At 65.2% G+C, this 24,035-nt stretch carries 18 protein-coding genes; 12 read left to right on the forward strand and 6 right to left on the reverse strand.

The annotated features are described in order from the left end of the window. Positions 1 to 118: 118 nt before the first annotated feature. Positions 119 to 1,327 (reverse strand): sensor histidine kinase, encoded by a 1,209-nt coding sequence (locus tag AW272_RS24840; RefSeq protein ID WP_157518758.1) that lies wholly within the window; start codon positions 1,325 to 1,327, stop codon positions 119 to 121. A gap of 111 nt (positions 1,328 to 1,438) precedes the next feature. Between AW272_RS24840 and AW272_RS40960 the strand changes: the two genes are divergently transcribed. Continuing rightward, positions 1,439 to 1,591 (forward strand): hypothetical protein, encoded by a 153-nt coding sequence (locus AW272_RS40960; protein ID WP_169807616.1) that lies wholly within the window; start codon positions 1,439 to 1,441, stop codon positions 1,589 to 1,591. Positions 1,592 to 2,017: 426 nt separating this feature from the next. Here AW272_RS40960 and AW272_RS42335 read toward each other — a convergent pair whose 3' ends face one another. Next, a complete protein-coding gene (locus AW272_RS42335) occupies positions 2,018 to 2,935 on the reverse strand; it encodes a tetratricopeptide repeat protein (protein ID WP_157518759.1) in 918 nt (305 codons plus the stop codon). Between the two features lie 533 nt (positions 2,936 to 3,468). On the opposite strand from AW272_RS42335, the gene AW272_RS24845 reads away from it, so the two are divergent. The 5 genes from AW272_RS24845 to AW272_RS24865 all read left to right on the forward strand — a co-directional run bounded on the left by AW272_RS24845 (position 3,469) and on the right by AW272_RS24865 (position 5,824). After that, positions 3,469 to 3,840 (forward strand): ATP-binding protein, encoded by a 372-nt coding sequence (locus AW272_RS24845; protein WP_066369736.1) that lies wholly within the window; start codon positions 3,469 to 3,471, stop codon positions 3,838 to 3,840. Continuing rightward, complete coding sequence (locus AW272_RS24850; protein ID WP_066369738.1) at positions 3,837 to 4,214, forward strand: hypothetical protein; 378 nt, start codon at positions 3,837 to 3,839, stop codon at positions 4,212 to 4,214. Before AW272_RS24845 ends, AW272_RS24850 begins: the two co-directional genes overlap by 4 nt. Continuing rightward, the gene (locus AW272_RS24855) at positions 4,201 to 4,647 is read left to right on the forward strand and encodes a hypothetical protein (protein ID WP_066369741.1); all 447 of its coding nucleotides are present in this window, start codon (positions 4,201 to 4,203) and stop codon (positions 4,645 to 4,647) included. The genes AW272_RS24850 and AW272_RS24855 overlap by 14 nt, the downstream gene beginning before the upstream one ends. Positions 4,648 to 4,885: 238 nt before the next feature. Continuing rightward, positions 4,886 to 5,089, forward strand: a complete 204-nt coding sequence (locus AW272_RS24860) for a hypothetical protein (protein ID WP_066369743.1) — start codon at positions 4,886 to 4,888, stop codon at positions 5,087 to 5,089. Positions 5,090 to 5,491: 402 nt separating this feature from the next. Then, positions 5,492 to 5,824: a PadR family transcriptional regulator gene (locus AW272_RS24865; protein WP_066369745.1), complete on the forward strand. Its 333-nt coding sequence runs from the start codon at positions 5,492 to 5,494 to the stop codon at positions 5,822 to 5,824. A gap of 350 nt (positions 5,825 to 6,174) precedes the next feature. Here AW272_RS24865 and AW272_RS42340 read toward each other — a convergent pair whose 3' ends face one another. Then, positions 6,175 to 6,414 (reverse strand): hypothetical protein, encoded by a 240-nt coding sequence (locus AW272_RS42340; protein WP_157518760.1) that lies wholly within the window; start codon positions 6,412 to 6,414, stop codon positions 6,175 to 6,177. A 303-nt stretch (positions 6,415 to 6,717) separates the two neighbouring features. Between AW272_RS42340 and AW272_RS42345 the strand changes: the two genes are divergently transcribed. Further along, positions 6,718 to 10,152, forward strand: a complete 3,435-nt coding sequence (locus AW272_RS42345; protein WP_157518761.1) for a hypothetical protein — start codon at positions 6,718 to 6,720, stop codon at positions 10,150 to 10,152. Between the two features lie 177 nt (positions 10,153 to 10,329). Here AW272_RS42345 and AW272_RS42350 read toward each other — a convergent pair whose 3' ends face one another. Continuing rightward, entirely contained in the window at positions 10,330 to 11,889 is a 1,560-nt protein-coding gene (locus tag AW272_RS42350; RefSeq protein ID WP_157518762.1) for a hypothetical protein, read from the reverse strand. A gap of 670 nt (positions 11,890 to 12,559) precedes the next feature. Next, on the reverse strand, positions 12,560 to 13,723 hold the full coding sequence (locus AW272_RS40965; protein WP_083958641.1) for a pentapeptide repeat-containing protein: 1,164 nt from the start codon (positions 13,721 to 13,723) through the stop codon (positions 12,560 to 12,562). 652 nt (positions 13,724 to 14,375) lie between these two features. On the opposite strand from AW272_RS40965, the gene AW272_RS24890 reads away from it, so the two are divergent. The 3 genes from AW272_RS24890 (at position 14,376) to AW272_RS24900 (ending at position 18,439) form a co-directional block, all read left to right on the forward strand. Next, positions 14,376 to 14,795, forward strand: coding sequence for a hypothetical protein (locus AW272_RS24890; protein WP_066369758.1), 420 nt, complete (start codon positions 14,376 to 14,378; stop codon positions 14,793 to 14,795). A 357-nt stretch (positions 14,796 to 15,152) separates the two neighbouring features. Continuing rightward, positions 15,153 to 16,583: an FtsK/SpoIIIE domain-containing protein gene (locus AW272_RS24895; protein ID WP_245657712.1), complete on the forward strand. Its 1,431-nt coding sequence runs from the start codon at positions 15,153 to 15,155 to the stop codon at positions 16,581 to 16,583. A 158-nt stretch (positions 16,584 to 16,741) separates the two neighbouring features. Beyond that, entirely contained in the window at positions 16,742 to 18,439 is a 1,698-nt protein-coding gene (locus AW272_RS24900; protein ID WP_174551855.1) for a replication initiator, read from the forward strand. A 450-nt stretch (positions 18,440 to 18,889) separates the two neighbouring features. Here AW272_RS24900 and AW272_RS24905 read toward each other — a convergent pair whose 3' ends face one another. Further along, positions 18,890 to 20,644, reverse strand: coding sequence for a recombinase family protein (locus AW272_RS24905; protein WP_083958642.1), 1,755 nt, complete (start codon positions 20,642 to 20,644; stop codon positions 18,890 to 18,892). A 72-nt stretch (positions 20,645 to 20,716) separates the two neighbouring features. On the opposite strand from AW272_RS24905, the gene AW272_RS24910 reads away from it, so the two are divergent. Together AW272_RS24910 and AW272_RS24915 are read left to right on the forward strand one after the other, a co-directional pair. Further along, positions 20,717 to 21,310 (forward strand): ABC transporter ATP-binding protein, encoded by a 594-nt coding sequence (locus AW272_RS24910; protein ID WP_245657713.1) that lies wholly within the window; start codon positions 20,717 to 20,719, stop codon positions 21,308 to 21,310. After that, entirely contained in the window at positions 21,304 to 23,997 is a 2,694-nt protein-coding gene (locus AW272_RS24915; protein WP_083958643.1) for an FtsX-like permease family protein, read from the forward strand. Before AW272_RS24910 ends, AW272_RS24915 begins: the two co-directional genes overlap by 7 nt. Positions 23,998 to 24,035 lie beyond the last annotated feature (38 nt).

Below are 24,035 nucleotides of genomic sequence, written 5' to 3' on the forward strand. Positions count from 1 at the left end.
CGGATCAGTCAGGAGATGAAACCACACGATCTCCACCGGGGCAGTCCCGAGATCCGGCAAGCGATCTCCACGAGGGCCGTGAGGTCTTCGCGGACCTGTCCGCTCGCCTTCGTCTGGGCTAGACGGCGACCGGGCACGGGATCTCCACACGCAACGAGGTCGGGCCGCCGGGCGGGCTCGACAGGGTCATCACGCCGTCGGTGACGGCGACGCGGTCGGCCAGGCCGGCCAGCCCTGATCCGGCCGCCGGGTCGGCTCCGCCCACTCCGTCGTCGCGGACCTCCAGCACCAGGGTGTCGTCGTGGAGACGGCCGTAGATGAAGCCGTGCCGGGCCTCGCTGTGCTTCACGATGTTCGTCATCGCCTCGGAGACGATGTAGTAGGCGGCGACCTCGACCGGGGGCGGTAATCGGCCGGGGAGCGAGACGTCGACGTCGACGGGGATCGGCGACCGCCCCGCCACATCCTCCACGGCCGCGCCGAGCCCCCGATCGGTGAGCACCTGGGGGTGGATGCCGCGAATGAGTTCCCGTAGCTCGGCCAGCGCGCGTTTGGCCTCCTCATGGGCCTCGGCCAGCTGCGTCTCGGCAGGCGAACCGGGCGGCAGGTCGAGACGGGCCAGGCCGAGCTTCATGCTGAGGGAGACCAGCCGCTGCTGGGCGCCATCGTGGAGGTCACGCTCGATGCGGCGGCGTTCGGCCTCGAACGCGTCGACCAGCCGGGCCCGGGAGCGGATGATTTCCGCGTCGCCAGGCGCGAGCACCGCCCGCGTGATCATGGCCCGGGTGCCCGCCCAGGCCGTCAGCATGTAAGCGGAGATCGGCACCAGCAGCACTCCGCCCGCGGCCAGCGGCAGGCCGTCGGCCCAGTGCATGCCCGGCTGGAACGGCCCCGACATCAGCAGCACCGGCAACCAGAACGCGGAGGAGACCAGCCCCAGATCCATCCAGCACAGCACCGAAAGCCCGACAACCGTGAACCCGAGGTCCCGCCAGGTCGCCTGCTCCCGCGCACGGGTGCTGAGCCAGGCTCTCAGCCCTTTCTTCGGCGGTTTCACATGCGGGTTATCCGTAGGCATACGATCCACCAGCCGTAACCGCCACCGCTCGAACGCCGCCGACGGTAACGCCAGCACGACAAGGACGAGCAAGGCGGTGGCGGACGCCACCCAGGCGCCATAGACGTAGCCCGTGTAGATCAGCAGGCACGCGGCCACAGCGTAGACCGCGCTGCCCAACAGATAGACGAGCGAGCGCCACGGCCATGACGAGCAGAGGAACGCCAATGGCCGACGCGTCATCGCCGCCGTAGCGGTTCGGGTCAGCACGCCCCGACCGTAACCGATCGAGCCGGACGGGCACGGTAGTGCCAGGACTACTGTCGCTTCTCGCCACAGCACCAATGCGCCGACATGGGCCGGTCGAGTTCGCTGGACGCCATGAGGGTTCGATTAGAAGCGGTACGCCGCACCTATGGCACGGTGACGGCGCTCGACGGAGTGACGGCCACCTTCGACGCGGGCACCCTGACGGCGATCATGGGCCCGTCCGGCTCGGGAAAGTCTGTTACTGAATTGTGCCACTTCTCTTAACCGGTGATCTTATTAGCTGAGCACGCGGGGACCTGCCTTGACGTGCTCTTTGTCCTTTGAGGGCGAGCGTTGGCGCGGGCCTTCGCGTGGCGGCCTGGCCGCTCCTCTCCCGGCTCCCGGATAGCTGCCAGGGTCCGGGGCCTGTGCGCGGCGGCGGCGGTCAAGGGCTGCCTCGCGTGACCTTGGCGCGCTCTCTTCCACTCGCGCTGACTGCGCGTCGTGCACGGCAGCCCTTGAGGGTCGCGTCCGCGCCCCCGGATACTTGGGCAGCGGGGCAGGGAGACCGGTTGGGATGTGGAGCGAAGCGGAACGATGGTCGCTGACGCGGTGAGATCCAACCGGGCACGGTTGATAAAAATCAGCAACGGTCGAAAAACCGAAAGGCCTTTCGCCCGTGTCGACTACTCCTGCCTGTCTTTGTTCTTGCTAGTGCGACCCGGGTTGAGCTTCTAACTGTTCACGCGCAGGGCCGACCTCGGGGTCGTTCGCCCAATGATGTGTTTTCTTAATTATCCGAGATACGCGTGCGTTCATTCGGCCTGATGACACGAATGGAAGTATCATCGCGAGTGCATTCATGCGGTCGGCCGCAAATGCGGCATCGGAGCTTGCGATTGCCGTAAGGACCTGCCGGCCGATGTATTGCGCCTGAAATAGCGGCGACCGTGAGGCTATCTGTGTGGCAGCTTCATCGAGTAGCGAGTTAGCGTTGGTGTAATCAGCTAGCTGGCCAAGCCCAATCCCCACATCGCCCAGAATGGCAGCCGAAGAGAAGGCCGTTAAGCCTTCGGTATTCAGTGCTTGCTCAAGCGCCTCTCGGGATTGCTGCGACTGACCAGGTGTGGCGGCTAAAGCTCTGCCTAGCCTCATGTAGATCTGTGCGGTCTGATCTGGGGAAAGCTCGGGAATCGCTAGGCCGCGCTGGGCGTACTCGATCCCTCTGGCGTAGTCCCCCTTGTAGAGCTGGACTCGGCTCAAGATATCGAATGCACGAGCCTGTGCTGAGTGATCGGCCGCTTGCGTCGCATATCGCAGCGCAAGCACTCCTACGCGTTCGGCCTGCGCAATGCTGTTTGCATCGTAGAGAATAAGTGTGGCTTGTGCCATTAACTCGGATGCGGCACCCAGAAGGGTCGGGCTCTGCGATTTTCCGATAACTTCTCTGATTTTCGCGACTTGCGCCAATGCCTGCGGCACCAGCGGGTTTCCGCCAATCGCATACCTATTGTTTGCGAGCGATACAGATAAAGCGCGCAAATAGTTGGGGTCGTGATACGGAGTTGTAGTTGGCGAAGGTATGAACATGACGGAAGCAGCGGCGGTCAAGAACTCCCTGCGCTTCACTTCATCTCCCTCGTCTCGTTGTGTGACTATCCGGACTTCGAGACCAATGCGGGCTAGCAGCGGGGCTGCCTTGCCGATGCCGGGGTCCGTGGCTCCCCGGATCACTCGTGATACCCACACCTGAGATGTACCCAGTTGGTGGGCCAACTCGTTCTGAGTCCACGAGCGGTCGACCATCGTTCGGCGTAAAGCCTCTGAGAGTGTCCGCGCCTCCATGACCTCAGATTATTCACAATCTGAATATCGCGCTAGGGCGTAACGGCCAGGTGGGGTCAGAATCCCGAAGGAACACGACGTGGCCGGAAGGTCGCGGAACGAAGCGGACCCGCCCCGGTGCCTTGCACAACACCGTGACGGGTCCTTGACCAGGAGGGTGATCCTGATCCATGGCACACGATAGGGCTATGAATGGGGTTCGGCGAGATGATCTCTCGCCGGTGCCCTTACGCAGAGAGTTTTCGGACACAGGCAGAGGTTCCGGTGGCGGCGCGCAGCGTCGGGGCAGATCTTTGGAGCGTCATTACGAGTGCCTGATGGCGCACGCTCTTTCGTCGAAGTCCGCTCGGGCGTACGTGCGGAGGGCGGTCCTCGCGGTGGGACGTGATGACCTGGTGGACGCCGCCCAACTGGTGACTTCCGAGCTGATCGCCAACGCGATTGCGGCGACTCGGGAGGCGGACAACGGGCCGGGAACCGTTGCGGTGGGGGTGTATCAGTTCGGCCGGGCCTTTGTGATCGAGGTCTGGGATTGCAGCCGGGTGCCTCCTCGGATGGTCGACGCCACCACCGATGATGAGGGCGGGCGGGGGCTGCTGCTGGTCGGCGCGGTGTCGTCGGACTGGGGTTTCCGGTGGCCGGTCTCGGGCGGGAAGGTCGTTTACGCGGTCGTCGGGACGGTGTTGTGAGCGAGCCGGGAGAGATCACGGTCGCAGGCGGGCCGGATGATGCGGCGGACTTGCGGGCGCTGGAACAGCTGCTCGACGCGGGGGGCCTCTCCACGGTTTTCATCCCGGACTTGTGTGAGGCGGCTGCCGCGCGGGCCGCGACTCCGGGCCTGCTGGTTCTCACCCGGGATCGGCGGGAGGTGGCTCGGGTCTACATGGGGCCGCGTAGCGGGGCGTACATGGTCCAGTTCCTGATGGGATCGGGTTCGGATGCCTCGCGCGTGCTGCCGGTGATGGGTGCCAGACAGGCGGCGGCCAGGATCGCGGGGGGCTCTGGTGTCTCGGGGCTTCTGGCCGGCTCGGCGGAACACGGGGTTACCGATGTCGCTGAGTAGAGCGCTTACCGGGCTGCGTCGCCGGTCGTGGGATCTGCGGGAGGCGGCGTTTCGCCTGCTGGATCACGTCGAGGTGGCGTGGGAGCGGAAGGCCGTTGAAGCGGCGGAGGCAGGGATTGAGGACCTGGCGGTTTTGCTGGATGAGCGCGGGATCTATCGCGTGTACTACGGCGGGCCGGGTCTGATCGAAATCGGCCGGTTGTCGGACGGGCGGTTGGGTGCATGGGTCAGGTACAGCGTCCGGAGTGGGCTGTATCTCGTGGGGGCGACTCATGGCCCGACTGCCGTGGCTTCGGACAGGTACGAGGCGGCGGAACTGGTCCCGGGTTATGGGCCGACGTCGTTGACGGCGCTGTGCTGGTCGCCGGAGTGGGATCGGTTCCGGGAAGAGGTCGACGCCATCCGTGACCAGATGTATGGCGGTGAGGACTGAGGGCCGGGGTGGGCTGAGACGGCTGCCGGGCCGGTGGGCTTCTCCCCGGGTACTGGTGGTGACCCGAGGGGGTGAGCGAGCCATTGACGTGTGTCCCCCGCACACGTGGACGGTGCGGTTCCGGTGGCAAGGGGGCGGGGTGGGTTGTAACGCGTCCGGCGTGCTCCTCACCCCGCCTTCGTTCTGGGCAGATCACGGGATGAGTCGTCGGCTCTCCCGTCGCGACAGGCGGTGGTGCGTGAAGCTCTCGGAACTGGCGGAGAAGTACGGACGGCGGTGGGACATCACCGGCAGCGGCACGGAGGGGTGGACGGCGGTGCGTCGTCAGCTCATTCGGCAAGAGGCGTTGGATCGGGGGCTGTCCAATGTCCGGTGCGGCAACACCTTGGAGGACCTGGCCGCGCGCTTGAAGGAAGAGGAGGCAGCGGAGTGGAAGAAGTAGCGCTTCCGTGGTTCCCCGTCGCCGGTCGGTTCGGCGGCATGACGGCGCGTCTGGGCGTGCGTGTTCGGCAGTTCGAGACGGGATGAATCCGGAGGCCGGTGAAAGGCCGGTCTCCCTGTGATCGTGCGGCGGTGGGGCGTCTTCCCGATGAGGTCTCGCCTACCTCTCCCCACCGCCGCACCCCTTCTTGCCGTGGCGGGTTCTTGCCGGGGCGGGCAAGTCGGTCGCGTGCCGACGAACTTAGGCTCCGATGTGGGCGCTGTGTATCTGGCTATGGCGCTACGGCCTGCGTGCGGTCGGAGTGGCTGGGCCGGCGGAATGACCGCAGGTCACCCGTAGGGCGAGCGCAAAGCGAGTTCGGCCGGCGCTGACACGGGCCGCATGTTGATCTAGGAGGTAGTTGTGGACGTGAAGGCCTTTCAGCACGTGTCGCCTTCGACGCTGCGTGTGCTGCGGGTGATGGTGTCGGATCCTGCGGCGGTGTATGGGTACGCGCTTGCTAGTGCTTGCGGGGTGCGGAGAAGGAACCTCTATGTGATCTTGCATCGGCTGGTGGAGAAAGGGTGGCTGATCAGTGAGTGGGATTCGCCGAACCGGTCGGGTCCACGTCGGCGTCTGTACGGGTTGAGCTCCGGTGGTCGGCGGGCTGCGTTAGAGCTGCTGTCGGAGCATGGGATAGAGCTGCTGGCGAACTCGCCCCTTGAGCCGGTGTCGGCGGTGCTGTCTAAGCCGTGACGAGTCCGACCGGGAGGGCGGAAGTGTTCGGCAACCTCCGGCGGTCCCGTACAGACCGGATCGTCCCGTACGCCATCCCCCACCTTAAGTGATCGGACAATCACTTTGCGTTGCTGTCGCTGCAAGGGTGTGGGCCAGTAGTGGATGTGTCGGTGGGGGGACTTGAACCGTTCGCCTATCTGCTTGAGCAGGGGAACCAGTGGCTTGAGCTGGGCTGAGTCTCGTACCCGATGAGCTGGGGCTGAGGAACGAAGCCGCTGACCCCCGATCGCCCCCAACCACGGATGGCGCTCAACCACAGTCAGGCGATCGTGAGAGTGGTGCCGGTCAGACGGCACCAGTTTGGAAGATTACGGTGCGATCTTGTCTCGTACCGTGTGACGCACGTCAGGATCAGTGTTGGTCTGGCTCCCGCACAGAGGTTTAGCGGTTTTAGCGCAGGCGCGTTCGAACGTCGCTTGCTCGCCAATTTCGGGACGGTTGCAGATCTGGCTGGATCGGCGGATACGGGCGGTGGCCCAACCGAAAAAGGCTGTGGCCAGGTTCAGAACGCTGATGGCCAGTGGGATCCAGATAGTCAGGTGGTGCATGATCGGCTCCAGTGCTGGTGAGATTAGGAGGTGGTCGGCACCATGTGGTGCTGATGTCACTGCACTGGAAGGTGGCGGTCTCCGGCAGCGGGTCCGGAAGAAGCCGGACGAATCACTGCGCGCGCACGTGTTGGCGAGGCAAGCTGACAGCACAAACGGTGAACGTCAAGCGGTGCCTTCAGCAGTGTCCGCCGCTCTTCGCCGCCACAACCGGACAGCACTTCGCCAGCAAGCGGGAACCGATATTCCTCACAGCGGGCGATCCCGTGAAAAGGAGCAGCGGTGACGCCCTCTCAGCCTCCAATGGATCAGCAGCGCTCTGCAGGTGTTGAGCCAGCACAAGTGCACACTCCGGCAGAACTGGCTGCGGCGTTGGATGCACTGAGGGGCAACCGCTCGTATGCCGATCTCAGCAAGGCGGTACGGCCGGAGCGACTGGCTTCCAGCACAATCAGCGACCTGCTTAACAACAAGGTCCGCCCCTCGACCGAGACGTTGGAGCTGTTCCTCAAAGCTTGCTGCATTCCCGAGGAACACAAGGAGCCATGGCGGACCGCACGGAACCGTGCCCTGACAGCGACGTCCGCGTTAGCGGGACTGGTGCGAATGGAGCGGGCCGATCCGCGCCGGCTCGGGGTACACGCCGCCATCGATGCCCCAGGTGCTAATGGCCCCTTACCGGTCTACGTGGAGCGTGACACTGACACCGACTCGCGCGGGGTTCGAGCGTTAATCCATGAGGCCACCCAACGCGGGGGCATGGTGGTGTTGGTGGGTGGTTCCTCGGTAGGCAAAACCCGTTGCGCCTTTGAGGCGCTCAACGCCTTGGTGCCGCAATGGTGGTTATTACAACCAGCCGATGCCGAGCAGGTACGTCAGGTAGCTGCGACTGCTCCGGAGCGACTGGTGGTGTGGCTAGACGAGCTGCAGCGCTATTTGGGTGGCTCTACCGGTTTGAGCGCAAGCACGATCCGCACGTTGCTTCACGGTGGAACAGTCGTGGTGGCCACAATCTGGCCCGAGCGCTACACCGCTTATACCGCTCCGCCCGTCACTAATCGCGACGACCCATATGCCGGCGAGCGTGAATTACTCAGCCTGGCCCATGTTGCACACCTCAAAGCCCAATTGACCGCTGGTGAGCGCCAGCGCGCACGTCATGCCGCCCATCACGACCCACGGATCGCCCTGGCTCTGAGATCGACCGACTATGGCCTAACCCAAGTCATCGCCGCCGCGCCTCAGCTGATCGACCGCTGGCACGGGTCTGACCCCTACGCGGCAGCGATCTTAAATGCGGCCATCGATGCCACCCGCTTGGGTGCGCGTGCACCGCTCAGCGCCGATCTCTTGCGTGCAGCCGCACCCGGCTACTGCGACTCGCGCCAGCGCGCCACCGCCCCGGACAATTGGTTCGAGGCTGGCTTGGCCTACGCCACGCAGACCTTACACGGAGCAACTGCCGCACTTGCCCCCATTGCTGCTCCTGGTGAGATGGGTAAGCCATCGGGATACTCGGTGGCCGATTACCTCCAGCAGCACGCCGGTCACCAACGCCGCGCGGTAAAGGTGCCCAATTCCCTCTGGACGGCACTCACACAGCATCTAGTTGATCCTGAAGATCAGATCCGCACAGGACACAGCGCTCGACGGCGTCTGCTATACAGCCACACCGAAGCGTTGTACCGCAAAGCAGTCGATTGTGGACATCCGAATGCGTCCCATTGGCTCGACGACCTACTCGTCGCTCCTGATCATCTGAAAGACCTCCGGGCCCGAGCCGATAACGGAGACGAGCAAGCCGCTTTCTGGCTGGCGGGTCTACTCACAGCCCAGGGTTGGGAAGACGAGCTCCGCGCCCGAGCCGATAACGGCGATTACCATGCCACTTCCCGGCTAATAGACGTGCTGATAGTCCAGGGCCGGGAAGACGAGCTTCGCGCCCGAGCCGATAACGACGACGAACCAGCCGCTTCCCGGCTGGCGGATTTGCTGGCCCTGCAGGGCCGGGAAGACGAGCTTCGCGCCCGAGCCGATAACGACGACGAGCCAGCCGCTTCCCGGCTGGCGGATTTGCTGGCCCTGCAGGGCCGGGAAGACGAGCTTCGCGCCCGAGCCGATAACGACGACGAGCCAGCCGCTTCCCGGCTGGCGGGTTTGCTGGCCCTGCAGGGGCGGAAAGATGAACTCCGCGCCCGGGCGGACGCTGGGGACTGGCACGCCGCCTTACGGCTAGCTGAGCAATTAGCCTTGCTAGGCAGAGAAGATGAACTCCGCGATCAGTGCGATGCAGGCAACCTGCATGCCACCATGCGGCTGATGGATTTGCTGGTTGACCCGCGGAGGGAAGACGACCTCCGAGCCCGGGCTGACACCGGCAACCGGCCTGCCGCCTCTCGCTTGGCAGATCTTCTAATTGCTCGGGGCCGGGAAGACGAACTCCGGGCCCGAGCCGACGCCGGAGACGAGCCGGCCATCAATCGGCTGGTAGGGCTACTTGCGGCTCAGGGGAGGAGAGACGAACTCCGCGCCCGAGCCGACGCGGGCGACGAACAGGCGGCTTCCCGGCTGGCGGACTTGCTGGCCTTGCAGGGCCGGGAAGACGAGCTCCGCGCCCGAGCCGACGCTGGCGACACCCCGGCTAATGCCCGACTGGTCTCCTTGCTGGCCTTGCAGGGCCGGGAAGATGAACTCCGCGCCCGAGCCGACGCGGGCGACGAAAAGGCGGCTTCCCGGCTGGCGGACTTGCTGGCCTTGCACGGCCGGGAAGATGAACTCCGCGCCCAAGCCGACACCGATGATTGGGATGCTGCCATTCGGTTAGCTCAGCTATTGACCTTGCAGGGCAGAGATGGAGAACTCCGCACCCGAGCTGACAACGGCGACGGATTTGCGGCCATTCAGTTAGCAGACCTTCTGATTGCTCAAGGCCGGGAAGATGAACTCCGTGCCCGAGCCGATGCCGGCGACCCTCAGGCCAACATCCGCTTGTCAGACCTATTGGTTGCCCGAGGCTGGGAAGACGAACTCCGCGCCCGAGCTGACACGGGGGACAGCCGGGCTACTTCCCGGCTGATAGAGCTGTTGCTTGCCCGGGGCCATGAAGACGAACTGCGCACCCGAGCTGATAACGGTGACGACCAGGCCGCCTCCCAACTGATAGACCTGCTGATTGCCCAGGGTCGGGAAGACGAACTCCGCGCCCGGTTCGACGCCGGCGAAAGGACGGCTAACTATCGCCTGACTGACTTGCTGATCGCCCAAGGCCGAGAAGATGAACTCCGCACCCTTGCCGACGCGGGAGACGTGAGGGCCGCTTCCTATCTGATTGACTTATTGATCGCCCAGGGCCGAGAAGATGAAGTCCGCGCCCGGGCCAACACGGGAGACTGGAACGCCGATTTCCGGCTAGCAGACCTGCTGATCGCCCAGGGCCGGGAAGACGAACTCCGCGCCCGCGCCGACGCAGGAAGCCTCTATGCCAGCAAACGGATGACAGACCTGCTGATCGCCCAGGGCCGGGAAGACGAACTCCGCGCCCGAGCCGACGCAGGAGACTGGAGTGCTGCTTCCCAGTTGACGTACCTGCTGGCTTATGAAGCTCGGGAAGACGAATTGCGTTTCCAAATCGAGGTCGGTAACTCAGCCATCGCCTACCTGCTAGCCGATGTCCTCGTGAGATTGGAACGACAGGAGGAAGCGGATCGTCTGCGTCGATTCGGTCTGTCGATTGGGTAGTCATGCTCCTGACCCGGGCCTTTCGGTCCATCGTCCGCGAAGCATTCTATGCGACTAGCGCACAGGTGATCCCAACCCTCGTCATTGCTGTTCTTAATCGAGCTCCACACCCGACCGCAAATAGCGCCCTCCTGTTCCGGTCCACGGAAAGACATTTCCTTTTTTGGTCCTCGCTTCTCAGGATGCCCCTGTGATGCGGATAACGGCTTTTCCATCTGCCGCAAGCTCTTGGGTAGCAAGATCCCCTGTCAGGCGAGCTGCGACTACTGTCGACGGTATCAGTACTTCTTGCCGCACGATTGGAGAGATGACAACGGCGACTGCATCCGGAGACGGGTCTATTGCCGACGGTCGTCCTCGCACTCCCCCGCCTCCTTGAAATTCCGCGTCAAACTGCGGGTAAATTAGAGGGCCGAGTGCCGGAAGCGTGCTTCTGGACAAGCCAACACCGCTACCTTCCGGTGACGGCAATATGGTTTGCTGACGCCGAATCGCTCCGATCGCCTGCCAAATGGCGGCCAATTGTGCGGGTGGAACGCTAGATCGGGTAGTCTCATCAGTGGGAAGGGGCTGGCCTGCTGGTGTTGCCTTCTCCTTCTCGACATTAGCTGCCGCTTTTGCAGCACCTTCCTTAGCTTCTCTCTCGTTTTCCTCTGCTCTCTCTAATGCTGCCGCCGCCTCGCGTTCTTTCTCCTGTGCATCAGCAGCAACCGCTTTCAAGGCTTCCTTTTCTGCTTCAGTTGCGTCGGATGGGGGATTGTTTGCGTTGTATGTAGCCTCTACGTCGTTAGCTTGAGCCTGCTGATGCGCGGTGTATGCCCGTTCCTTTTCGTTTGTCGTGAGCTCGACATACGTATTCCATTGAGCTAAATCGCTCTTAGCTGATTCAATGCGTTCGTGTTTTGCGGCGCGGTCCTCGTCGGTTTGGATCATTTCGACGCATGCTACTCCATACTGAGTGCCGATTATTGCCCCCACGATACCACCACCTACGGGGGTCATTACTGTACTCGCAGCCAATCCAGCACATGTTCCGACCACAACTGCTGTTACTGCACAATATGAATCACGAGCAAATTGCGACATGCCGATAGCTGCCGGATCGTCATTCATTGATCGCAGGGCCATGGAAGCAGAACCGAAGTTCCCGGCCGATAACTCCTGTCGGAGTGCTTCTGCGTTAGTATTCAATGTCGCAGAGGAAATAAAGGCGAGGCTAGCCGATAGAGGCTCGGTATTTAGCTCTGCTATCAGGCGAACACTTGGCAGCCCAGCGTCATGCGTTTCGCGGGCAAGGATTGTCTCCAATGCCGCATTCATGTGAACGAGCCCTTCTTCGTCTGCTGCACCGGCCATCCATGCAAATATCGATAATGTCAGGCTTTCCAGGCCAGAGTAATCGTTTCCGTAGGCAGAGACGAACGAGTCTAAATCCTTAGCCCACAACCTCTTTTCTTCTTGGCTACCTGCAGCGAACGATCCTAATATGCACGCTTCCGCAGCAAGATAGGCGTCAGTCGAGTTTTCATAACTCAAGGAATCTGCGACAATGACCGGCTTCCAATGGTCTGGGTTTGATGATGTTGCAAGATCGTGAAGATCGCGTAGCCATTGCAGTGCGACGGAACGCTCCACTAGAAGAAGGGCGACGAGCTTCTGATTTTCTGTCGCACGCTCCAGGGCCCTTATCAGTAGAAGTCGCGCCAGTTTGCGGAAATCGCGGGTGAAGTCAGCCACAACCCTCGTCCTCGCTCTTGGTCATCCCTGCTAGAAGACTGCTATCGCAATGCACTTCTGGCAAGAGGGGTGCTCTAAGAGGACGAAGATCCACACGGTTGGTCATCGCTCTTTATGCAGGTCGCGCTACCCTTGGCGCCCGCATCGAGATCAGTCAGAATCCATTTTTGCTGGGTACTAAATGGATATTTCGGAGAATGGATCATGCTCAATACTGGGCCGCCATGCGAGGACCACTTCCGATAGCCTGATCTTCGGAACAACATCGCCTCCGCCAGATGCCCGCGATGGAGATTTCCCGCCACCAATCCAGGAGATAACGTATCTTCCCGCACGCCTTGACGAAGATAGACAACAGCGGATCATGCCGTTCCTATCCCGGAAAATCAGATAGCGGGTGCACGGGCTACGGCAGGGAAGGCGGCGGGCCGACCTACGGCGCGTTCGTTCGGTCACAGCGGGTGCGCGGGTCGGTGGACGGCCCGGGCCGCTGCCGTACGGGACCGGCCTCCAGGCCGCAGCCCGGGCGGCGGACGGTAGAGGGCCAGGTACGGCGGCGCGGCGCGCCGCCGCTTGACATCTATAAGAACAATTCGGCAATGCAATGGCGGGCTCAGCCTCGTGGTCAGGGGATCTGTCAGGTTGAGGTCTGATGTCGCGTGATGTGGAGTTAGATCTTCTTGAAAGTGGTGTTCACGTCGGTTTTGGCTACTGCGCGTATCTCTTCCGGTGACATGCCTTGCACTCCGATCAGGTAAGCGCCGCTCAGGTCCGCGCCGGTCAGGTCGGCGCCGACCAGGTTCGTACCGCTCAGGTCCGCGCCGACCAGGTCCGCGTTGCGCAGGTTCGCGCCGCTCAGATCCGCGTTGAGCAGGCTCGCGCCGCTCAGGTCCGCGCTGCTCAGGTCCGCGCCGCTCAGGTCCGCGACGAACAGTTCCGCGTTGCTCAGGTTCGTGTTGCTCAGGTTCGCGTTGCTCAGGTTCGCGCTGAACAGGTTTGCGCGGCGCAGGTCCGCGCCGACCAGGTCCGTGCTGCTCAGGACCGCGTCGAACAGGTCCGCGCCGCGCAGGTTCGCGCCGCGCAGGGCCGCGTCGCTCAGGTCCACGTAAGGGAATCGGATTCTGGAGAAGTCGGCGCGGTCGGTTCGGGTGTTGATGTCGTTGGTCGCCGGGGGTTGGTTGGTAAGGGTGGGGGCGATGATGAGGGCGGTGTACACGTCGGTCGGCAGGCGAATGAACCCGATGCTGGAGGTTTTCCTTGACCGGGCGCATTGCGGGGGTGCGGGTGTGGGGGTGCAGAGGTCGTGGTTTCGTACGAATGCGGCTAGGACGTTTTTGATGGTGGGGCGGTCGCGTGGGGAGTCGTTGGCGAGGCGTTGGAGTGCGTAGATGGCTGCGAGGCGGACGTCTACGGCTTGGTTGGCGAGTTGTTCGGCGGCTTTGGTGTAGCGGTCGGTGATCTGGCCTTCCTGGGTGGTGCCGAGTGCGCGGGCGGTGTAGTCGAGAGTGCCTGCGGTGTAGTCCAGGGTGCGGGCGGTGAACAGGATTCCCAGGATGACGGCTACGGAAGTGATGAGTGAGCTGATGGCTTGAAAGGGGCGTTGGCGGTGTGCGTCCCAGAGTTCTTGGCGTTCTTTGATGCTGAGGTCCGCGAGTTCGGCGGGGGTGGGCCGGTTGACGGGTGGGTGGCGGCGGAGGAGTCGGCCCAGCCATGAGGCGGCGCGCGGTCGGGCCGCTGCGGCGGGCGGTGGTATTGGTACGTGAGCGGGGGCCGGTGGCCGCTGCGGGAGGTGGCGGTATCGGCGGGTGACGCGCGGGTGGCGGGGGGTGGCCATGGTTTAACGCTACGGAATGCTGATTGCTAAGCGTTGAATGCGATTTCGCGGGTTGTGTTCGTGGGTGGGCTGAGGCCGGTTGATGCCGTAGGCACCCCGCAGGGGCGACCAAAGGGAGTCTGCCGGCGTCAGCCGTGAGCGTTGGTGCAGGTTGCAGGTCTTCCGGACATTGGTTTGGCCATGGTTAGGCCGATGCGCGATTGCCGGGCCCGGCTTTGATGCTGTCTGGTTGTAATGAGTGTGCGAAGTCTGGCGGCGTTGCGTTGTTCGATGCACGATGTCATTGGAGCGCGTCGCCTTGTTCCGTGTCATTGCCGGACGGGGTCGCGTGACCGGTCAGAACTGTTGGTCCCTGTCAGAGATGGAACTGCGAGAGACGGAAGAGGAGGGTTGATCACCAATGTCATATGCGTCATATGCGCTGTTCAGCTCGCCTCCGTGCGCGGTTTGCATGCGGGGCCGTTCGGCGTGGGCGGGATAGTAACAGCGGATTCCTGATTTGGGAATGCCTGATTGATGCCTTCCGGTTATGGCGGGATCGGTTGCCCTTCTCGGGCCGTTTACTGGTCACAAGCCCGCTGAGCCAGATCACTTGTCGAGAACAGGTGGTACGGCTCGGGCGGGGACCAGCTATCGAGGAGGCTGATGCCGCTTGATTAGGGGCCCGATCCCCGTGCACCACCAGTTCGTGTTTCCCCATGGGGCCTTTCTCTCCGGAGAGGTCACCCCCGTACTCGACTTTGACGCGAGTACAAAGGACCGTCCCGTCCAGCAGCGCGACAAGACGACCGGTGAGCCGGTGTGGTCGGTCGCGGTGACCAACGTGAGTCCGGATGTCCGCGCGGCGGACAAGACGGTCAGCGTGAAGATCGTCGCGGCGGTCGCTCCGGAGATGCCTCCGGTGCCGCCCGCGATGGCAAGTCTCGGCTTGCCGTTCGTCCCGGTCGAGTTCGTTGACCTCACGGTCACGCCGTACGTTAACTCGGCCAACAACCGGATGGCCTACAGCTTCCGGGCTCGCGGGTTCCGCCCTTTGGCGGTCGCCCGCACGCAAGAGGCCAGCAGGGGATGATCCTGCTCGCAGCGACCTGAGGGTCTGATTCAGGGCCGGTAGATCCGGTGCCTGCTGCGGCGCGATAGCCGCCAATCATTCAACACGCCTGAGCCCGTCACCGCCGTGCGCGGTGGGGCTATGCCCTGGCATGCCGGGCCGTGCGCTGTGGAGCTTGGAACCCTCCCGTGTACGGCTCGGCGTGCCGCTGGGGCCTGCGTATTGCCCTGTTTCCCCCGAATCGACGCCTGGGGTCTGCCGGTTGGCCAAACCCGGTTGGCCCTTGGGTGTCGGCACTGCGGTGTGAGCGGTCCTCGCTGCTGGGCGCGGGCTGCGGTGTGGGGTGCGGGGTCCTCTGGTCTTGAGAGGAGGTCTCTCATGATTCTGCGCAAACTCCCTGGTCAGGAAATCGTCGGCGTCGTCTCTACCCGTCCGGACACCACGGTTGTGTTCGCTCCGACCGTTGTTCGTACTCCGGCAATCGTCACGGTCGTCGTCTGGTTGTGGCGGCTGCTGGCCGGTTCGGTCCGGCTGCTGTGGCGTCACCCGGTGGCGTGTGCGGTGCCGGTCGTCACGGGCTGGCTGTGGTCGTTCGGCGCGTGGCAACTGGTCGCGTTCATGGCGGCCGATCTTTCGGCGATCGCTGCCCTGGTGGCCTGGGCCTATCCGCACGCCTTCGGCCGGTGGGTCGGCTGGCCGCTGGTGGCGTGGTGGCGCTGGGTGTGGGTGTACCGGCGTAAGTGGCAGTCGGTCATGGTCATGGCCGGGCTGTCGGGCAACTTCGGCGGTCGGCTGTATCTCCCCGATCTGGTGCGCGTGCGGTGCGACGCGCGCTGTGACACGGTGCGGGTGCGGATGCTGGCCGGTCAGGCGGTGGAGCAGTTCACCGATCACGCGCCGAACCTGTCGAACGGTTTCGGCGCTCCCCGGGTGCGGATCACCTCCCCCAAACCGGGCTGGGTGACGCTGATCTTCCCGCGCGCCGATGTCCTGGCGGGGGTGATTCCGGCGATGCCGATTCCGGTCCGGCCGTGGGTGGGGCCGGTGGAGATCGGGCTTGCTGAGGACGGGGCGTCGTTCCGTCTCCAGGTCCACGGAACTCACGTGTTGATCGCGGGCGCGACCGGTTCGGGCAAGGGGTCGTGGTTGTGGGGCATCGTGCGGGGATTGCTCCCGGCGTGCGCGGCGGGTATCGCGCAGGCGTGGGGCCTGGACCCGAAGCTCATGGAGCTGTCGTTCGGACGTGAGTTGTTCGACCAATACGCGGGGACGCCTGAGCAGTGCGCGGAGCTGCTTGAACAGGCCGTGGCGTTGATGCAGGAGCGGGCGCGGCGGTATGCGGGGGTGCGTCGTAACCACATCCCGACCATGGAGGACCCGTTCGTTCTGGTCCTGGTGGATGAGATCGCGTTCCTGACCGCTTACCAGCCGGACAAGGCGTTACGTCTGCGGATCTCGGCGGCGCTGGCCACGCTCACCACACAGGGCCGTGCGGTCGGTATCGCGGTGGTGGCCGCGCTCCAGGACCCGCGAAAAGAGGTCCTGAATATCCGCAACCTGTTCCCCGACAAGGTGGCTTTGCGGCTGGATGAGCCGGGTCAGGTCGACATGGTGCTCGGTGACGGTGCGCGGGATCGGGGCGCGGTGGCCGATCAGATTCCCCGTGATCCCGATGACCCGTCGGTCGGGGCCGGTGAGGCGTACGTGCGGTTGGAGAACAGCCCTGATCCGGTGCGGGTGCGCGCTGGTTATGTCTCTGACGCCGACATTCAGCAGATGTGCGACTGGTTCGGGGGTCGCTCATGGTGACCTCGGGCGGTGCGGCGGGCAACGTTGGGGCGTCCGGTGAGCTGAGGCCGGCGGATGCCGTGGGCACCCGTAGGGCGACCGGTAGGGAGTCAGCCGGCGTCGGCGGCGGCACATCGGACCTGGTCAGCACTCCTGCGGAGGTGGCGGGGACGGCTGCCGTGGTGAAGGCGGCGGGGCTGGTGTCCCGTGAGGTTGCCGAACAGATCGCCATCAATGCCGGGGTGTGTATCCGGCCTATCCCGATGCGTCGCCAAGACGTCGAAACAGGCGAGGTGGACACCATTGACCTGCCGTGCGGGTCGTGGCGGGAAAGCTGGTGTCCGCCGTGTGCGAAGCGGGCACGGCAGGTTCGGCAGGCCCAGTGCCGTGAAGGCTGGCACATGGAGTCCGAGCCCCTGGTGGAGTACACGCGGGGTGAGTACCGGACGTACCTGCACGACCTTCGGGAGCAGGCTCAAGGCTGGCGGGATGACGCTGCGGCGGCCGGTGAGGACACCACCGATTTCGACCTGGCTCTAGCGGAGCTGGATACCGAGATAGGCGCGTTGGAGCCGGTGAGCCGGACGACGGCAGACTCGGCCGATCAGGAGGACGTGGGCGACGGCTCGGTGTCGGCGGAGGTGGCGGAGCGGCGTTCGCGGTCGACGCGGCGGCGGGATGATGCGGTGAATCTGCCTCGTCGGGTGCCGGTGCCGGGGACGCTGGGGCGGGTCTATGAGGGCCGGGACGGCAAGGGTTTCCGTCCGAGCATGTTCCTGACCCTCACGCTGCCCTCTTACGGTCGGGTGTTGAACGGCGTGCCGGTCAATCCGGCGACCTACGATTACCGGTCGGCGGCGCGGGATGCGTTGCACTTCTCCAAGCTTGTCGACCGGTTCGTGCAGAACCTCCGCCGGGTGGCCGGGTGGGATGTCCAGTACTTCGCGGCGGTGGAGCCCCAACGGCGGCTGACTCCACACCTGCACATGGCGATTCGGGGGACGTTGCCCCGCTCGATCCTGCGTCAGGTGGTGGAGGCCACCTATCACCAGGTGTGGTGGCCTGCGGTGGATGAGGTCGTGTTCGGTGAGGGCGACGCCGAACCGGTGTGGTCGGAGGGTCACGGCTACGTGCATCCGGGCACGGGTGAAGTGCTGCCGTCCTGGGATGAGGCGTTAGACGCCCTGGACGATCGCGCCTCGGCGGACGGCGCGGATGGCGGCGGGCTGGTGGAACCGTTGCACGTGGCGCGGTTCGGCGCGCAGATGGACATGCAGGGCGTGTTAGCCGGTTCCTCGGACGCTGATCAGCGGGTCCGGTATCTCACGAAGTACCTGACCAAGTCGCTGTCATGGGACGCGGTCCTGAAGGCCGACGATGGGGGTTCGGCTCGGGCGGCGCATGTGGCGCGGTTGGCTGAGGCGCTGCGGTGGGAGCCGTGTAGCCCGGAGTGCGCGAACTGGTTGCGGTATGGAGTGCAGCCTCGCAAGGCGAAGGATGGGTTGCGGGCGGGGTGGTGTCGTAAGAAGGCGCACAGTCCGGACCGGATGGGCTACGGCGGTCGTCGCGTGCTGGTGTCGCGCAAGTGGTCGGGTAAGACGCTGGCCGGTCATAAGGCGGATCGGCGGGCGTGGGCGCTGGCGGCTGCCGGGTTGGACCCTGAGCAGGAGGCGCGGGAGCCGGGCCGGTATGTGTGGCGTCGCCTCAGCGCGTCTGATCCGGCGTTGGAGCCGGTGGCGGTGCGGCTGTTGCGGTTGGTGGCGGCTCGGCAGGCGGCGCGGGCAGCTCGGGAAGGGCCTGCGGAGGGGGTTCCCGATACGGGCGGTCCACCGATGTGGGGGCCTGCGGTGAGTCAGTCACCGGGCGTTGAGGCTTGATGGGCAACCGGGTGGGGAGCGCGTCGGCGCGGTTGGGTGCGGGGAAACGTCGCCGTCGTTCGGCAAAGAGTCCCGAAGGGGCCGCTACGCCTGTGCCTGAAGTCTTGCCTTTGCCAGGTATGGAGGAGTGGTTGTCGGCGGCGACCAGCCACAGCAGGGCGGAGGGTGGGCGGGCGGGAGGCGGCGAGGCCGACCAGGGAACCCTCCCGAATGTTGATCTTGCTGGGGGGCCTGGGGCCTCGTCGGTGGGGTCGCGGCGGGGATCTGGCGTCGGCGGGCAGGGCTGTCGATCGGCGGAGAGTGGGCCTGTCGGTCACCTTTCGCAGGAAGATCTTGACTGGGCTCGGCAACGGGCGGCTGCGTTGGGGCCGTTAGGTCAGGAAGATCGCGAGTATCTGGCGTTGATCTTCCGGAACTCGGCGGTCCGTCGTCGGTGAGGCCGGTTGACCGTTAGGCGGCTGGCTTGCGGCGGATGTCGATCCGGTCGCGCACGGGCAGACGTCGGCCCCTGCCCACGGGCAGGAGAGTGACGATCAGCAGGCGGCGGAGTACGGCGCGTTGTTCTCCCAGGAAGAGACCTTCCCACGCCTCATCGATGTCGGCTGCGCCGATCAGCTTGGTGATTGGGTGGGAGTCGTCGCGCACCTTGTCTAGCTGGGCCTGGACTGTGGTGATCTTCTCCTGGCGCTTCCTGGTCATCTCGCGCATCTGTTCTTTGGTGATCAGGTCGGCTTCGCGCTCGTCGGCGATCTCCAGCAGGCGGGCACGGTGGCGGGCCAACTCCGCATGCAGGGCCGCAACGTCCACGTGGGTGTCCTGGACGGGGAGCAACTCGGCGGGGTCGGAGATGCGGATGATCTCTTTGATGGTCTGGGCCACGAGTGCGTCAGTCTCGTCGGCGAGACAAGCCACATGGCCCTTGCCGCTGATCAGGCACCGGTAGACCGGATATTCCACGATCCGGGTCTTCTCCCCGGTGGCGTGGTCGAGCCGCTTGTCTCGCCTGGTGTCGGCGCGCATCTGAGCGCCACAGGGACAGTCGTAGATGTTGGAGCCCAGCCGCGACGGCTGGTTGCCGACGAAGTTGGTTCGCCTGTCGGGGTCGGTCAGCTTGGCCATCAAAGCCCAGTAGTCCTCCGGCTCGATGATCGGATCGAACGGGTACTTGCCCACGACGTCATCAGGGGTGGGCCACTTGCCCGGGGCCTCTTCCTCGTCATCCTCCTGCTCCTCAGCGTCCACGGGCACGGACTGGTCGAACTCCTCGTCGTCGTATCCGGCATCGTCAAACCGGGCGGGCTCCTCGGCCGCCGGGATACGGGTACGGAAGGTGATCAGACCGGCGTTACGGGGGCGCAGGATCATCGCCTTCATGGTCTGGGTGGTGAAGTCCTTGCCCGTCGCGGTCTTGACGCCCTGTCGCTTGGCTTCCCGCACAATCTCACTCAGGGTCACCGGCCCCAGGGCGGCGTGGGCAGCCCAGTCGATCACGTGGGCCTCACTGGCTCGGTAGGTCGTGCGATCGACCTCCCAGCCGAACGGGCGGGGTCCTCCGGTACTGCGGCCTTCCTCGGCAACCATGAGCTTGTCGCGGCTGACCCGTCGCCTGGTGTCTCGGCTGGACTTGTTCATGAACGCGCACATGACGCGCGCCATGGTGATGTCACTATCGTTGGCGAGTTTGAGACTCCCGGTGGGAGAGTCGGCGATGATCCGGGGGCGTGACTGCTCAACCACGTCAATCAGGTCTTCAAGGTCGCGCGGGTCGCGGACGGTCCGGTCAAGGTCGTAGGCCATGAAGAACCGGATTCCGGACTTCGGGGTTGCCATCAGCTTGATGGCGAGACGGAACAGCGGCCGGTCGGTGCGTAAGATCTTTTCCCCGTTGGCGAGCTTGATCACCTTCCGTTTGAACGCGCTGGTGTCGTTCTCGACCAGGATGATCCGGGGCCGTGCGCGTCGCTTCTTGGCGTGCCTGATCGTGTCCTGGACCTGGCGGGCCACGCCGTTGATGTCGGTGGGGTCGGCGTCGCTGATCCGGACAAGGATGATCGCGTTGGTCCGGATCTCGTTGTCAGCGGTCCATCTGTCGCCTGCGGCGTTCCACCTGCCCGGGACGCCATTGATGGTCATGGCCTGACCGGTTGACATGGCGACCTTGAGTCGGATGATTTCCGGTGTCGCCTCTAACGTCTGAACTGTCATGATCCGCTCCCTTTAGCGCCTCTACCTGCTTACATGTCAATTTTCTCCCAAAGAAGTGGCATAACTAAGAGGTTGGGCAAGTCGACACTGTTGCACTGCGCGGCCGGCCTGGACCGGCCGACCGACGGAACGGTCGTCATCGACGGCACCGACCTCGGTTCGCTGACCGAACAGGGCCTGACCGTGCTGCGGCGCGAGCGCATCGGGTTCGTCTTCCAGGCGTTCAACCTGGTCTCGGCACTGACCGCCGAACAGAACGTGGCGCTCCCACTGCGCCTGGCCGGCCGCCGGGCCGCCCCTGACCTCATCCACCGGGCGCTGGCGGAGGTCGGGCTGGCCGACCGCGCCCGCCATCGCCCGAGCGGGTTGTCAGGTGGCGAGCAGCAGCGGGTGGCCATCGCGCGGGCTCTGATCACCAGACCCGCCGTGATATTCGCCGACGAACCCACCGGCCAGCTCGACACCCAGACCTCCCGCCAGGTCCTCAGCATGCTGCGCGGCCTGGTCGATGACCACGGACAGACGATGATCATGGTGACCCACGACCCCGTGACGGCCTCCTACGCCGACCGAGTGCTCTACCTGGAAGACGGGCGCGTGGTCGACGAACTCACCGGCGCCCTCACGGCCGAGACCATCGCCACCCGAATGGCCGGAACATGTTGAGCTTCGCGACCGTCCGAGAGCGCTGGCACACCTTCGCCGGCGGGTTCGTCGTGCTGTTCCTCGGCATGGCACTGGTGTCGATGAGCGTCCTGGCACTCGTGTCCTCAGGGCCACGCGTCCCCGACCGACTGGCCGGAGCACCGATAGTCCTCGCAGTACCGAGGCTCGATCGAGCCGACGGCAACTTCGCTCCCGACCGCCCGTGGTCACCCGCACAGGTCACAGCTCTGCTTGACCAACTGGCCGCCATCCCCGGGGTGACGCACGCGATCCCCGACCGGACGTTCTACGCCCAGCCGCTCATCGGAGGCCGACCCTCCTCTTCCGACCGGGGCTACGCCTGGTCCACGGCGATGCTCGCGCCTTACCCGCTGACGGCGGGCACCGCTCCCCGAGAAGGAGAAGCGGTACTGGACCAGTCGTTGGGTCTCTCGCCGGGTGCTCAGGTCTCCGTGCTGACCGTGCACGGCCCGGTGACCTACACCGTTTCGGGCACGGTCAACGGCCCAGGGGTCTACCTGAACGACACCGACGCGACCCGCATCTCAGCCGGGGTCCGCGCGATCGGCCTGATCACCCAACCGGGAGCGAACCTCCCAGCGATCGTGAACGCAGCGGAAGGCATCTCCCAACTGGTTAAGGAACCGATAGGCATCGCCGCAGTAGGACACACGCCGAGAAACGCCTCCAACTCGATCAGCGACCTTGGAACGGACGTCACCGCCGTAGGCCACTCGAAGGCAAGGGCCTCCGGCCTGAACAATGTGCCGGGCTCCGGCCCCGCGACGATCGCGGATGCGGCAGGGCATGTCCCCCGCCTGAGCGACGGGCCCGGTTCGGACTTCGCGACGGTCGAGAAGATGGCGGAAACTTCGCCCGGCCTGGGCAGGAGCCCGGAGTCGGACATCGCCGCAGTCGCCCATGCGGGGGGAGGCACCACTGAACCGGCGCCGAAAGCATCGGGAAAGGTGGCAGTCGTCCTCACCGGCGACGATCGGAGCCTCCTGGAGTCGCGGGACGACGAGCGGACTCGATGGATCGGTCTCCAGGTCCTCACCGGCATGGCCGTGCTGTCGGCGTTCGTGACGGTTCTGGTGGTGGGGTCCACGTTGGCCGTGGGAGTGGCTCAGCGGCGGCGTGAGTTCGGGCTGCTCCGCGCTGTCGGCGCGACGCCGCGCCAGATTCGGCTCATGGTCTACGGCGAAGCGCTCGTGGTCGGCGTCACCGCGACGACTGCAGGTGTGGCGGCTGGTGCGCTGCTCGCTCCAGTGCTGGGCGCCCTGCTGGTCAACGTCGGATTCGAACCGAAGGGCTTCGCGGTCGGCCTGTCACCGCTCCCGCTCGCGGGGTCGCTGGCGGCCGGGGTGGTCGTGACGCTGGTGGCGGTGTGGTCGGCGTCCCGGCGGGCCGCGCGGGTGGCCCCGTTGGAGGCGCTGCGTGAGGCCGAGGTGGATGACCGCCCGATGCCGCGCATGCGGTGGATCACCGGGCTGGCCTCATGCGCCCTGGGCCTGGCCGCCGCAGCGGGCGCGGACCCCGAAGGCGCGTTCGTCATGTCGGGTCTGGTCGCGGCAATGGGTGTGATCGCGGGCCTGGCGTTACTGTCCCCCGTCGTGGTCCCGCCGCTGGCGCGACTTGTCTCATGGCCACTGACACGAGGGCGCGGCGCGATCGGGATGCTCGTACGCGAGAACGCCCGTACCTCGGTCCGCCGGACCGCCGCCACGGCCACGCCGGTGCTGGTCACTGTGGGCTGTGCGGTGCTGATCACGGGGATGGTGCAGACGACCGCGGCCGGTTTCGCCGCCGTCCGCGCCACCACGATCCGCGCCGACGCGGTCATCGTGCCTGACGGGACGCCCGGCCTGACCGACGCGTCCGGCGGAGAGTCGTCACTGTTCAGCGGCCTGTTCGAGCCGGACGGCGAGCCCATCAGCGCGATCGGCGCCACTCCGGAGGTGCTGGCACACGCCGGTGAGACGACCGGTCCGCTCGACGCGCTGCGCCGCGACGACCAGGTCCTCGTGGCCGACTGGCTGGCGGAAGACCGGGGTCTGCGGCCGGGTTCGACGCTGCCGGTGTCCTTCGAGGACGGCACTTCGTTACGGCTGAGAGTCGCCGGCAGCGTCCAGGACGCGGGCGCCGACGTGCTGATCTCCCGGGATCTGCTGAGACGACACGACCCGGCCGTCCTCGCCGACGAGGCCTACGTCGTCGGCCCCGCCCCGGCACCCGGTCCGGGGGCGCGCGTCGTGGACGTCGCGACCTACGCCGCCGAGGCCGACGCCGAAGAAGACCGGCTGGTGTGGATCGCGACCCTGCTCATGGTCGTGGTCTCCACTGCCTACGCGGGCGTGGCGATCGTCAACACCATGGTGATGTCGGCCGCCGGACGCGTCCGCGACCTGGAGGTCCTGCGGCTCTCCGGCGCGACGCCCCGTCAGGTGCGCGCCACGCTCGCGGCCGAGTCGGTGCTCGTGGTGCTGCTCGGCGCCGGGTTGGGAGCGGTGGTCGCACTGCCCGCCTTGTTCGGGATCCGCGGCGCCTACGCCGCGGCCATGCGCGCGGACGTCCCCCTCGTGATCCCTTGGCCGCTCATCCTGGGCGTGATCGCCACCTGCCTGGTACTGGCCGCAGGCACGTCCACGCTTGCCGCGACAACCGGGAAGACCAAAGTCAGCGCATGAACGACCATCGGCGCGTAGCCGCGAAAAAGCCGGCGTGG

Source organism: Herbidospora mongoliensis, from assembly GCF_001570545.1.
Taxonomy (GTDB): Bacteria; Actinomycetota; Actinomycetes; order Streptosporangiales; family Streptosporangiaceae; genus Herbidospora; species Herbidospora mongoliensis.